This window comes from Psychrobacter sp. H7-1, assembly GCF_904846585.1.
Taxonomy (GTDB): domain Bacteria; phylum Pseudomonadota; class Gammaproteobacteria; order Pseudomonadales; family Moraxellaceae; genus Psychrobacter; species Psychrobacter raelei.
The window spans coordinates 14,297-26,819 of record NZ_CAJHBH010000013.1; the positions used below are offsets into that span (position 1 = coordinate 14,297).

General features: G+C 42.8%; 9 protein-coding genes. 4 read left to right on the top strand and 5 right to left on the bottom strand.

Annotation, left to right across the window (positions count from 1 at the left end; genetic code table 11):
• Nucleotides 1-27 precede the first annotated feature (27 nt).
• From JMX92_RS05870 to dnaA, 5 genes are all read right to left on the bottom strand, one after another.
• Nucleotides 28-615, bottom strand: coding sequence for a manganese efflux pump MntP family protein (locus tag JMX92_RS05870; protein WP_201544450.1), 588 nt, complete (start codon nt 613-615; stop codon nt 28-30).
• A 200-nt stretch (nt 616-815) separates the two neighbouring features.
• A complete protein-coding gene (gene gyrB, locus JMX92_RS05875; protein WP_227675280.1) occupies nt 816-3,470 on the bottom strand; it encodes a DNA topoisomerase (ATP-hydrolyzing) subunit B in 2,655 nt (884 codons plus the stop codon).
• Between the two features lie 243 nt (nt 3,471-3,713).
• Nucleotides 3,714-5,093: a DNA replication/repair protein RecF gene (gene recF, locus JMX92_RS05880; protein WP_201544452.1), complete on the bottom strand. Its 1,380-nt coding sequence runs from the start codon at nt 5,091-5,093 to the stop codon at nt 3,714-3,716.
• Nucleotides 5,094-5,388: 295 nt separating this feature from the next.
• Nucleotides 5,389-6,564 carry a DNA polymerase III subunit beta gene (gene dnaN, locus JMX92_RS05885; protein ID WP_011959299.1) on the bottom strand — a complete coding sequence of 392 codons (1,176 nt, stop codon included), beginning with the start codon at nt 6,562-6,564 and terminating at the stop codon, nt 5,389-5,391.
• 260 nt (nt 6,565-6,824) lie between these two features.
• Nucleotides 6,825-8,237 carry a chromosomal replication initiator protein DnaA gene (gene dnaA, locus JMX92_RS05890; protein WP_011959298.1) on the bottom strand — a complete coding sequence of 471 codons (1,413 nt, stop codon included), beginning with the start codon at nt 8,235-8,237 and terminating at the stop codon, nt 6,825-6,827.
• Nucleotides 8,238-9,353: 1,116 nt separating this feature from the next.
• Between dnaA and rpmH the strand changes: the two genes are divergently transcribed.
• The 4 genes from rpmH to yidC all read left to right on the top strand — a co-directional run bounded on the left by rpmH (nt 9,354) and on the right by yidC (nt 12,487).
• Nucleotides 9,354-9,488 (top strand): 50S ribosomal protein L34, encoded by a 135-nt coding sequence (rpmH, locus tag JMX92_RS05895; RefSeq protein ID WP_007394757.1) that lies wholly within the window; start codon nt 9,354-9,356, stop codon nt 9,486-9,488.
• A 145-nt stretch (nt 9,489-9,633) separates the two neighbouring features.
• Nucleotides 9,634-10,026, top strand: a complete 393-nt coding sequence (rnpA, locus tag JMX92_RS05900; RefSeq protein ID WP_110817249.1) for a ribonuclease P protein component — start codon at nt 9,634-9,636, stop codon at nt 10,024-10,026.
• A 95-nt stretch (nt 10,027-10,121) separates the two neighbouring features.
• On the top strand, nt 10,122-10,529 hold the full coding sequence (gene yidD / locus JMX92_RS05905; RefSeq protein ID WP_201544454.1) for a membrane protein insertion efficiency factor YidD: 408 nt from the start codon (nt 10,122-10,124) through the stop codon (nt 10,527-10,529).
• 257 nt (nt 10,530-10,786) lie between these two features.
• Nucleotides 10,787-12,487, top strand: a complete 1,701-nt coding sequence (gene yidC / locus JMX92_RS05910; protein ID WP_011961599.1) for a membrane protein insertase YidC — start codon at nt 10,787-10,789, stop codon at nt 12,485-12,487.
• Nucleotides 12,488-12,523: the final 36 nt, after the last annotated feature.

Consider the following 12,523-nt stretch of genomic DNA (forward strand, 5'->3'; position numbering starts at 1 on the left):
AACTGTTTAGTTGTTCGCCGACGATAGCTATAAAACCATCTTGATACCAATGGCTATCAGCACCACACCGCCCACAACTTCAGCTTTATCTTCAAGCCAGGTTCCTGATTGACGGCCTAAATATACCCCAAAGAAGCTAAATAAAGCGGTCACAAGCGCTATAATTAAGCAGGCCAGCCAAGCATTGACGGCTAATAAGTTTAAGGTAAATCCTGCTGCCATCGCATCAATACTGGTAGCAATCGCCATCGTGCCCATCAGTTTGTGATCGACTCTCTGATTGTCATCTAGCCCGAGCTCCTCTTCTTCATGGTCACCCTGTATGGCCTCATATAGCATCTTTGCGCCCAGACCAATGAGGATAATACAGCCAATCCAAGGGGCTGCGGAGGCCAACCATCCAAGCAAAGCTGATCCCAATAAATAGCCAATCAAAGGCATCACGCCCTGAGCCACACCGAAGTAAAGTGCTGCCATCAGTGCCAGCTTTAATAACATAGACTTTGCCTTTGCTGCGCTTGAAAAGGCAGTATTGGCCTGTTTTGCCCCCAGTCCAATAGACACAGCAAACGCATCCATTGCTAAAGCAATGGCCAAAAATAGAACGTCAATCATGGGTTAATTTCCTAAGCACTCAGCAACGGCAGCTATTATAGCTGAAAAGTAAAAACCAACTAAAAACAGAGAATAAAAAACTTATGTTTCACGTGAAACAAAAAAGCCACCTTGCTAGCAAGATGACTTTTTTATTAGTGATTTAAGTCGTTATACGGTGTCCATTCTCTTGACTACTACTAGCTTTAACTACTAAGCGTTTAGATATCAAGATTGGTAACGGTTAAGGCATTTTCTTCAATGAACTGACGGCGCGGCTCTACATCATCGCCCATCAAGCACATGAATAAATGATCAGCGGCAATCGCATCCTCAATGGTGACCTTTAACATACGGCGGTTTTCAGGATCCATGGTGGTGTCCCAAAGCTGGTCGGCGTTCATCTCGCCCAGCCCTTTGTAGCGCTGCACAGACAGACCACGACGGGCTTCTTGCATCACTTGTTGCCATAGATGATCAAAGTTGCGAATTAGAGTATCTTTGGTGCCACCAGTTGTGGTATCACGGCGGATAAAGGCGGACTCTGTCAGCAACGTATTCCACTGTTTTGACAGACGCATCAAGCGTGCGTATTCGCCTGAATTAAAGAAGCCGGCATCAAGCAGATAATGCTGTGCCAAGTTATGCACGTAAATGGTAATACGAGGCAACCACTGCGGCTTGGTTGATAGCATGTCGCTGTCTTGACCTTCCACAACTTCGGCATCTTCAATATCACTATTCGGGCTGTCTACTTTTGCGCCGATTTTAAATTTAAACTGATTGTTGGCATCTTTAGCCGCTTCAGACAGCTCATCTGTGCGCGGCGCATGGATGTTATCAAGCTCAATGGAGGGGCGCAAATCACTACCGAAGTGCTCTAGCTGAGCCTGCAACTGCTGCTTCCACTCAGTCATGGCATCGAAGTCGTAAGTCATGTCTGTAGTCAGCTTAGGCACATGAGTCAAAGCATCGAGCAATATTGCAGGATAACGAATCTGCAAACGTGCTTTCACCAATTGTGTTTGGTTATAATCGTTTAATAACGTCTCTAGGGCTTGACCGGTAATGGCTGGTGCATCTTCACTAATGTGTAGATTCATCTCATCAATCGTCGAGGATAATAGATACGCTTTGAGCGCCTCATCATCTTTTAGATACAGCTCTTGACGGCCTTTTTTCACCTTGTACAAAGGCGGCTGAGCAATATAGACATAGCCTCGTTCGATAAGCTCTGGTGTTTGACGGAAGAAGAAGGTCAAAAGCAGCGTACGAATGTGTGAGCCATCCACGTCGGCATCGGTCATAATGATGATTTTGTGATAACGTACTTTATCTGGATTGTATTCATCGGGGCCAATACCACAGCCTAGCGCGGTGATTAACGTACCGACTTCAGCAGAGGATAACATCTTGTCAAAACGGGCACGCTCAACGTTTAGGATCTTACCTTTAAGCGGCAAAATAGCCTGAGTTTTACGGCTACGACCCTGCTTGGCAGAACCACCTGCTGAGTCACCCTCCACAATATATAATTCAGACAATGCTGGGTCTTTTTCTTGGCAATCAGCCAGTTTACCGGGCAGACCAGCGATGTCTAAAGTGGTTTTACGACGCGTTAATTCACGTGCTTTACGGGCTGCATCACGAGCACGGGCCGCATCAATAATCTTATTGGCAATAGATTTTGCCGCACCTGGATGCTCAAGCAAGTAGTCATTAAACTTGTCATGCATCGCTGATTCAACAGCGGATTTTACTTCGCTCGATACCAGCTTGTCTTTGGTCTGACTTGAGAATTTAGGATCAGGTACTTTGACCGAAACAATGGCGGTTAAGCCTTCACGTGCATCATCACCTGTGGTGTTCACTTTTTCTTTTTTAACCAGTTTTTCATTGTCCATATAGCTATTTAGACAACGGGTTAAGGCTGAGCGGAAACCTGATAAGTGAGTGCCGCCATCTTTTTGTGGGATGTTGTTGGTAAAACACAGCACTTTTTCATTATAAGTATCTGTCCACTGCAGTGCCGCTTCCACAACGATACCGTCTTCTTGCTCACTGACAAAATGAAAGACATCATTTAGGCCTTCTTTGCCAGAATTGATGTAAGCCACAAACTCCGATAGCCCACCTTTGTGCTCGAACACATGCTGTTTGTCTGTACGCTCATCGGTTAGCACAATGCGAACCCCTGAGTTTAAAAATGACAACTCACGTAAACGCTTGGCTAAAATATCAAAGTCAAATACGGTACCGGTAAATACCTCTGGGCTCGGATAAAAACGAATTTGAGTACCTGTCTTATTGGTTTTTTCTAATTCTTGAATATCGCTATCTGGTACGCCATCGCTATAGGTCTGCTGATAATGATGGCCTTCACGCCAAATATTCATCTCAAGCTTTTTGGATAAGGCGTTCACTACTGAGACACCCACACCGTGCAAGCCGCCTGACACCTTATAACTGTTGTCATCGAACTTACCACCGGCATGCAGCACGGTCATAATGACCTGAGCGGCCGACACGCCCTCTTCAGGATGCACATCGATAGGAATACCACGGCCATTGTCCATCACACTGACCGATTCATCTTCATGGATAATGATATCGATTTGGTCACAGTGCCCTGCCAATGCCTCGTCAATTGAGTTGTCGACTACTTCAAACACCATGTGGTGTAAGCCAGTACCGTCATCAGTATCCCCGATATACATTCCCGGACGCACGCGTACAGCTTCAAGGCCTCTTAATACTCGAATATTTTTTGAGCTATATTCTTCTGGCTCTGCACCTGCTGGTAAGTCTGTGGCATCGACCCCTTCAGGCAAGCCTTGTACTAGCGCTTGCTCGGTATTATGGTTTGATTCACTCATGTTATATCCTTTCCTAAAACGGCAATGCTGAGAGTATCAGCAATTCAAATGGCGTCGTGGCTTTATAGCTGACCTGTCAACCTTCTCTAATCTTCAGTTTTGGCAGTCCAATCTTGCCAAATACTAGGGTCACTATGCCAATAAATTTAGTATAAAACTTATTCACTATTATAGCATTTTTTAGTCATAAAAGCATGCACTGTACAGGCGTCAATTGCCGTAAACTGTAGGGTTAAGCACCCTTTACTCAGTCATTTTTTGTATATGCCCTTGTTTCACGTGAAACCTTTGCGCCTGCGGCCAATACTGTTTAATTTGCGGCATAATATCGCCATCCAAACTGGTAATAAATATCTGGCACGACAACTCAGAGAGCGTCTTAAGCAAGATACTCAGAGCCCTTTCATCCAGCTCAGCAGTGATATCATCTAGTAAAACCACAGGTAATATGGCATCGCTTAAAGCCGAAGGGTATGGTTGGTCTTCAGAGGCGCTATTAGAGCCTATAACAGTGTCTGTCACAGCGGCAGACTCAGTGAGCGATAACTTTGTGGATAGCTTTGTGGATAGTAAAGGTAGCTGAGACAAGCGAAGTGCGGTAATTAACAATTTTTTCTCACCACGTGATAATACATTAGCAGCCTGCTCTCGCACGTTACCTGTCAAGGTATAAGCGGTCTCATCTTCCCAGTCATTCACATCCTCTATATTATCCACAAGGTCTGTGGATAACTTTATGTCAGCATGAGAATGAATATTGGAATGGGCAGCAGTCTGCGCCATACCCGATGTTTCAGCAGCTTGCTGTACGGTCTGTCTCGCCTGTGCATCTTCAAGCCAAAGCACCTGTATATCTGCTCTATGACAGCCAACTCGGGTATAACCCGTCTGAAAATCCTGCGCCAGACGCTGCTGCAATAACTCATCTAAGGGCAGATCCGTATTGTATCCGGCAGAGAAACTGAGTTGAATAAAAGGAGCGTAATCTGGCAACAACTGCTCAATTAATTGATTGAATAAGGGCTGCCACTCCTCAAATGCCTCATGGCGATAATGAGTAATTAAAGCGGCATGATTGGCCAGCCCCTTGTCCCAAGCTGCCAACTCTTGTCTTTGATAATCGGACAAATACCCAGACTGCCTTAAAATAGTATTGCGCTGCTTTAATAGACGTTGGTAAGCCAACCACTGTGCATGAAATCCAGGTTTCACGTGAAACGTTATCCAGTCTAATAACTGACGACGACTGCTGCTACCTATTTCAAGCACATCCATCGATGAGGGATCAATGAGCAAGGTGGGCAACTGCTTAGCCAAGGCACTTTGTACATATACTGTCTGCTGATCTAAGCGCAAGATGGTGCTGGCATCTTGCGCCTTTTGGATGGCCATACTGCTGCCATTGGCAAACTTGGCATGGACAGTGGCGTGCGCAGCATGATGTGAGATATAACGCTTGGGCTGATGATGACGAAAGCTTTTACCCCGCGATAGCAGATACAATGACTCTAGTAAAGAAGTCTTACCACTACCATTGGCACCCACAAACACGTTACACTGCCCGACTTTAATATTAACGGAATGCAAATTACGTAATTGATGAATGCTCAGTTGCGTCAGCATAAAAAAACCTTCAAGCTATGAATAGATATCGATAGAGTCGTAAATAGCCTGACTTATTTTAAGCCAGCCATAGTTAGCATTATGACAGCAATCATTGCGATTTAAATATGCATATTGTATTTAACATAATACCAAAACATCCTTGCCATAAGATTATGTTAAATCAAATCGGTAATTACTGACTATAGTTTTAGGAAAAGTTATCCACAGCTTATCCCCATAAAAAAAGCAAAACCTTAAGTTTTGCTTTTTTATTATGGCGTTAGCTTTTAATAGTATGGGACAGCATAAGCGGTTAAATACGCATGGGCATAATGACATATTGGTGTTGGCTGTCATTGAGCTGATTTACCAATACAGAGCTATTAGCTTGACTCATGTGTAGTTGCACATCGCCGCCTAAGACATCGAGTACATCTTGTAAATAGGCTGCGTTAAACGACAACTCAATCGGGGCACCTTGATATTTTACTTGTAAGGCTTCGACTGCTTCATCTTGCTCAGCATTATTGGCACGTACTTCGACATTGCCATCTTGCGAGAATTTAAAAATAACCCCGCGCGACTTTTCATTACTTAAGATAGAAACCCGTCTTAAGACATCGGTCATTTGTTCTTTATTAGCCAGTGCTATTTTATCAGTATTATTAGGCATAACTCGGCGATAATCAGGGAATTTGCCATCTATTAAGCGTGCCGTAAAGGTCACACGTACTGAGTCATCAATCTGGCCTGTGCTGTCCACATTACCAAAAGGTAGGCTTACTTGTAAGAACTCACGGCCAAAGCTTAAGGTGAGGTTACCATCATTACCCCCCACTAATTTACCCAGCTCATTGGCCAAACGCTCAAGCTCAATAACTGCTTTGCGCGGTAAAATAGCCTGCATGCTAAAGTCATCTGCCACTTCAATAACACTACGAGCCAAAGCCAAACGGTGACCATCTGTGGCAACCGTGGTGAGCTGACGCTGCGACACTTCAAATAACATACCGGTAAGGTAATAACGAACATCTTGAATGGCCATCGCAAACTGCGTCTTAGCCATAAGATCCATCAGCACATTACGGCTTAAGGTGAGCGGCGTAATATTGGCCGGATTACCCAATATTGGGAAGTCTGCAGCTGGCAATGTGCCCAGTACAAAACGGCTTTTGCCACTATTAATCACGCAGCGCTCATTACTCTCCGCTGCAAGGTTAATCATGGTATCTTTAGGCAGTAGCTTACAGATTTCATGTAATTTAGATGCCGGCAGCGTGGTTGCACCAATACTACCTGTGGCACCATTACCAAGCTTAACTTGTGCGCTCAGCTCTACTTCTAGATCTGAGGCCGTCAAAATCAGTAGCTGCTCAGTAACCTCTAGTTTAATGTTACCCAAAACGACCATGTTATGGCGTTTGTCTGCTGCTTTAGCAATTAGATTAATGGCTTTTAAGAGCAGTTCACGATTGATAGACAGTTGCATAATATAGGACTCTTTAATGGGGTCTTAATATAAGTTAATAGCCAATTTAGTATTGATTATAAAGCTTAGCACTCACTATGACACAAGGATGCCGTTATAAACTGTAAATAACGGGTTATGGCATATTTTATAAATACCAAAAAAAACCAGATCAATGCCATTAATAGTGACCTGTTAGTATACCCAAATAACAAAGTACACACCACAAACACCCCTGCCCCAGCGACTAAATAAGGCTGAAGTCAGGCCAGATTGTAATCTTATCCCGCCTGTAGAGTCATAGATAAGGCTTTATATTCTTTATCCAACACCGGATCTTCGCTACGCAGTTGAGCAATCTTATCACAGGCGTGCATGACTGTGGTGTGATCACGACCGCCAAAAGACTGGCCAATATCAGGGAAGCTGTCTTTGGTTAACTCCCGCGCCAGGGCCATGGCAATTTGACGAGGACGCGCGATGCTACGGGTGCGTTTTTTACTCATCAAATCCTTCACCGACACATCATAGTACTCCGCCACCACCTTACGTATGTTATCCATACTTACCGCTTGCGAGCGAATGGCTATCACATCTTTTAGTGCATACTGCACCATGTCAAGGTCAATGGGATTCCCGGTCAAGTTGGCTGTGGCCACCACTTGGTTTAATGCCCCTTCTAAACGTCTGACATTCGACACCACGTTTTGAGCAATAAATAAAGCGCACTCTTTGGGAAGATCAACCCCTGATAGATGAGCTTTTTTCTGCAGAATCTGCATGCGTGTTTCCATCTCAGGCGGCTCAATCGCCACAGCCAGCCCTGATGAAAAACGTGAGCGAAATCGTTCATCAAACTCTGTCATCTGTGACGGATGACGGTCTGAAGCTAGGATAACTTGCTTGCCCTCAACCATAAAATCGGCAAATAACGACAAAAACTCATTGCTGGATTTATTTTTGCCCGCCAACACATGCACGTCATCAATAATCAACAAGTCTACCCGTTTAATCTTACGTTTGAACTCTTCAATCTTCTGGTTACGTAGTGCATAGACCAGCTGATTGATAAACTTCTCAGAAGAAAAATAGTAAAACGTTTTACCAATTTTCAAGTATCGATGTGCCACAGAGTGCATCAGATGGGTCTTACCAAGACCAGAAGGTCCGTACAAGAACAACGGGTTATGACGATTCTGCGATTGTTTTTTGCCAAGCTCCTGACAGGCTTTGTAAGCCAGCATATTAGACTTACCACTGACAAAGGTCTCAAAAGTAAAATAGGGATTGATATAACTAAGTGACTTATCTGACGCCATTTGGGCGGCATCGGCATCCTCTTCATTTTGAGTTTGCAGATTTTGTTGAGCACTCATCACCACAGGGCCATTTTGCGCACTGGCTAGGGTAGTGTGGCCCGCTTTCGTCTGCCCACCAGAGTGCACGCTACTTTCCACTTGAATCACAACTTGACGTATTTCGCCATTGCTATGCTGCTTAGCCAATACTTCAATTGCGGCAAAATGATGCTGCTGTACGTGGGAGACAAAATACTGGTTTGGAGCAAGCAACTCTAGCTTATCCCCAATGATATGAGCTGAAAGTGGACGCAGCCACATCGTAAACTCATTTTCTTTGAGCTGATATCTTAAGTCATTAAGACATCTATCCCACAACGACAAACTATCTGACATGACCCATTAACCCTAATAAAACGGACAAAAAAGCAAAATAGACAGTAACAATTAACCTGTCTGTCTTATTTCGTGGGGGTACTTTACCACACTAAATCATAAATATCATCAAAATTATGTTGTGGATAACTTTGTGGTTAAATCTGTGGATAACTAAAACAGCTAAGTTATACAGGTTTTAATAACAGGTTATCAACAGCAATAACCACAGTTTAAGTATATGATTTATAACGAATTATAGTGGTTATTCACAGAAAACAAGGGTACTAATAATAACAAAAGAACTATTATATATATAGTTATAGGGGACACCTTGTGCTGTGGATAAGTTTTTGATACTAGGCACAGCAGCTGTATAAAACATGTATTAAAACAAAGCTCTTTGAGGATAATCAGAGTAAATACAAAAAATTTAGCAGTAAGCTGATTGGTTCAGTCACAGTTATTAAACCAATCAAAGCAAGTGACTAGGTTTTACAGAGCGCTATCAAACACCTTTAGCAAACCGCCAATTAATTTAAGCAAAAGATAACTCGTATACCCAAAGATATCTTAAGCATCAGTGATCTAAACACAGCACAGGATCTGATTTTTACAGTAGTGATAAAACGCATATTAGGTATTGCGGGGAGAAAGTTGAAGTGAGCATGAGTGTCAAACAATGAGCTTTTAATTTTGCAGTACCAAATGGCTGGACTAAGTAAAAAACCGCCACTGTCAATATTTAAGATAAGCTACACTATTACCAGGATTTTATAGATGACTTTTATTACAAATTTTTATTAGTATTTATTGTCATTTATTTAGGTGAGTTTTGGTCACTAAGCTCTGCAAAATTTAAGATTCTTTAAGCTTAAATAAGTTGGATTTGACAGGTGATTTATGAGCAATTTTTTAATCAGAAATTGAGACCCTAGTGGCTAATCAAACGACAAAAAAGTGCAGATTAGATAGGTCTATTTTTAGCGCAACCTGTGATGAATTAAGGATTGCAAGCTGATGTTAACAGGCTATTTATTATTGACAATTAACAAAAATACTGGCATAATCGTTCGTTACTACAAATTCTTAGTGAACTCTATTTATTTTTAATTTCTTTGCTGTCAAAGGTGATTTATGAAACGTACATTCCAGCCAAGCGTTATCAAACGCAAGCGCACCCATGGTTTCCGTGCTCGCATGGCAACTAAAAAAGGCCGTCAAGTTTTAGCACGTCGTCGTGCAAAAGGTCGTCATCGTTTAACTGTGTAATTAATATTTAATTACTGGAAAACTGTTGATAGACACGTTAATTCGTATATTTTATTAAAAGCACCTAATTATTAGGTGCTTTTTTTGCTTATGGTATTTAAAAACTAAAAATCACCGTTATTTTTTTATTGTATGTTGACCCCTCATGACTGACTACTGTTATCCCAAAGCAAAAAGATTATTGAAGCCTGCCGAATTTAAACCGGTATTTAATCAGCCGCTGTTTAAGGTTCATCAAACCCACTTTATGGCGTTTGCTTATGATTCTGATCACTTGCAGGCCCGACTGGGTATGGCGATTACTAAGAAAAAAATCCCGACCGCAGTAGCCAGAAATACCATAAAACGTATCATTCGTGAGCAGTTTAGACATACGCATGCCCAGTTGCCAGCGCTTGATGTGGTATTTATTTTAAAAAGATCGACCAAAGCACTGAGTAATGAGCAAATGCGTCAGGAAATTTCAGATATTTTATCCAAGGTTATCTCTAAACAGCGGCGCGCTACAGCTGCAGATGTCAAACATAAAGACAAGTGATGTCTAGCGGCTGATTATTTGAGGCACTGATTGTTTTAGATACTAAGCTTGGCGAGCCTGAGTGGTCAATGGGGTGTTAAGCTAAGGAGAGCGCTATGAGTCTTCCAATAAGCGGTTTTTTTTCACGCATGTTATTGGCAATTATTCACGGTTATCAGCGCTTTGTGAGTCCTGCCTTACCGGGTCGGTGTCGCTATTATCCGACCTGCTCTGAGTATGGCAAAACAGCCATATTGTGGCATGGTGCGGGCAAAGGCGGTTGGCTTACGCTAAAGCGTATAGGCAGTTGTCATCCCCTTGGTGGGCATGGGGTCGACTTTGTGCCGCTGCCTTTGTATAAAATGGTATTTACAGCTATAGATAACAGTGTTTCACGTGAAACATTAGTAGGTCGAGGGGTTTATAAAGACAAAATTAGCTATGTGTCTCGATTAAATAACACCTTTAAAGCTTCTATTAAAGCCAGCACCTATCAAACAGAGCAGACTCATACCAAAAAGTAAGCTGAATTTAATAACACTTAAAGTAATGCTTATGTCATCTTTTGTCTGAAATATGCCTTCTATATCATTTACCATGGTTTTTTAGTAAAATAGTCACCATTTTGTAAACGTTTTAAAGGTACTGTAGCGACCAAAGTCACAGGTTTTGCTATAAAAAATTAAGCCCAGGCAAACAGACAAAGGCCTGAGCTACCGGTGACGATTACGTTTTAAGTGTTAATTTAGAACATTCATTTTGAGTTGTTTAGGACAATCTTATGCAAAAGATACTACGGGTGCTCATCATCATTGCGATGCTGATTACCGCATATTTGTTGGTGCTTGCTTGGCAGAAGGACTATGCCAATGTGCCAGCCACATCAGCAGACGCAGTAACCCCTTCTGTATCCACTTCCACCACGGGGGCCGATATTCCGACCACAGCTGGTGCTAGTGATATACCTGCAGCCACGGCAACTGATATCCCGTCAAGCAAAGCGGATAGCGAGAGTACAGAAGCCAAAGCGGGAACGCTTATCAATGTCACCACAGACCGTTATCAAGTTAAGATTGATCCGGTAGGTGGCGATGTGGTGTACGCAGCATTGCGTGACTATAATGCTAAATTACACAGCGATAATTCGTTTGTTTTATTAGAAGACTCAGGTCAACGTGTGTATGTGGCTCAGTCAGGTTTGATTGGTCCTAATGGTATCGATACTGCTTCTGGCCGTGCAAAATACAGCTATCAGTCTGATAATTATGTGATGCAGCCCGGTCAAAAGACGTTAACCGTACCGCTGACTTACAAACAAGATGGCGTGACCATTACTAAGAGCTTTACCTTCACCCAAGGCAAGTATCCTATCCGTGTTAATTATAATATTAATAACACAGGTACTCAGCCATGGAATGGTCAAGTCTTTGCTCAATTAAAACGTGATAGCAGCAAAGATCCTGGTATGTCTGATAAAGGTGCCTTAAGCATGGCGACCTATCTGGGCGGTGCTTGGGGTACACCAGATGATGATTACAACAAGCTTAAGTTCAAAGACTTCAATGATGGTGAGCTAACAGCAGCCAGCGATAAAGGTTGGGTGGGTATTGTTCAGCATTACTTCGTATCAGCTTGGACACCGAATAACTTTACAGGTCAGTTCTTCAGCCGTGAAAAAGCAGGCGATCATTTCATCGGTATGAACAGTGAGCCCATCGTTGTTCCTGCCAATAAGCAAAAAGACGTTACGGCAACCTTATATGCGGGTCCAAAAGATCAAGAATCATTGATTGAAGTGGCACCCGGCTTGAACAAAACTGTGGATTATGGCTTCTTATGGCCCATCTCAAAAGTGTTGTTCGCTATCTTAGAAGGCATTCACAAAGTCATAGGCAACTGGGGTTGGTCAATTATTGCCCTAACCTTGTTGGTCAAGATTGCGCTTATGTGGTTCTCAAATAAGAGCTACTATTCGATGGCTAAGATGCGTGCTATTGCTCCACGTCTGCAAGCCTTAAAAGAAGAGCACGGCGATGACCGTATGAAGATGTCACAAGAGATGATGGCCATCTACAAAGAAGAGCAAGTTAACCCAATGGCGGGCTGTTTGCCAATCTTGTTACAGATGCCTATTTTCTTAGCCTTGTACTGGGTATTGGTTGAGAGTGTTGAGCTACGTCATGCGCCTTGGATCTTATGGATTCAAGACTTATCAGCGATGGATCCTTGGTTCATTTTACCTATGTTGATGGGTGCCAGTATGTTCGCGCAGCAGATGTTCAGTCCGCAGCCGACAGATCCTATGCAGGCTAAGGTGATGAAGTTCTTACCGATTATTTTCACGCTATTCATGCTATTCTTCCCAGCAGGCTTGGTGTTGTACTGGACTGTGAATAACCTGTTCACTATGGGTCAGCAGTATATCGTGAACAAAAAAGTAGAACGTGAGCAAAGAGAAAAAGCGGCCAAAATGGCAAGCTAATACGCTCAAGCATTAGGCTTATGCCTACCGCTTTAT

What these genes read in the sequence shown, in the direction of transcription:
- gyrB (WP_227675280.1), bottom strand. Translation starts at nt 3,470, where the DNA reads ATGAGTGAATCAAACCATAATACCGAGCAAGCGCTAGTACAAGGCTTG.
- yidD (WP_201544454.1), top strand. Translation starts at nt 10,122, where the DNA reads ATGAGTCTTCCAATAAGCGGTTTTTTTTCACGCATGTTATTGGCAATT.
- yidC (WP_011961599.1), top strand. Translation starts at nt 10,787, where the DNA reads ATGCAAAAGATACTACGGGTGCTCATCATCATTGCGATGCTGATTACC.
- dnaA (WP_011959298.1), bottom strand. Translation starts at nt 8,237, where the DNA reads ATGTCAGATAGTTTGTCGTTGTGGGATAGATGTCTTAATGACTTAAGA.
- recF (WP_201544452.1), bottom strand. Translation starts at nt 5,093, where the DNA reads ATGCTGACGCAACTGAGCATTCATCAATTACGTAATTTGCATTCCGTT.
- dnaN (WP_011959299.1), bottom strand. Translation starts at nt 6,564, where the DNA reads ATGCAACTGTCTATCAATCGTGAACTGCTCTTAAAAGCCATTAATCTA.
- rpmH (WP_007394757.1), top strand. Translation starts at nt 9,354, where the DNA reads ATGAAACGTACATTCCAGCCAAGCGTTATCAAACGCAAGCGCACCCAT.
- rnpA (WP_110817249.1), top strand. Translation starts at nt 9,634, where the DNA reads ATGACTGACTACTGTTATCCCAAAGCAAAAAGATTATTGAAGCCTGCC.
- JMX92_RS05870 (WP_201544450.1), bottom strand. Translation starts at nt 615, where the DNA reads ATGATTGACGTTCTATTTTTGGCCATTGCTTTAGCAATGGATGCGTTT.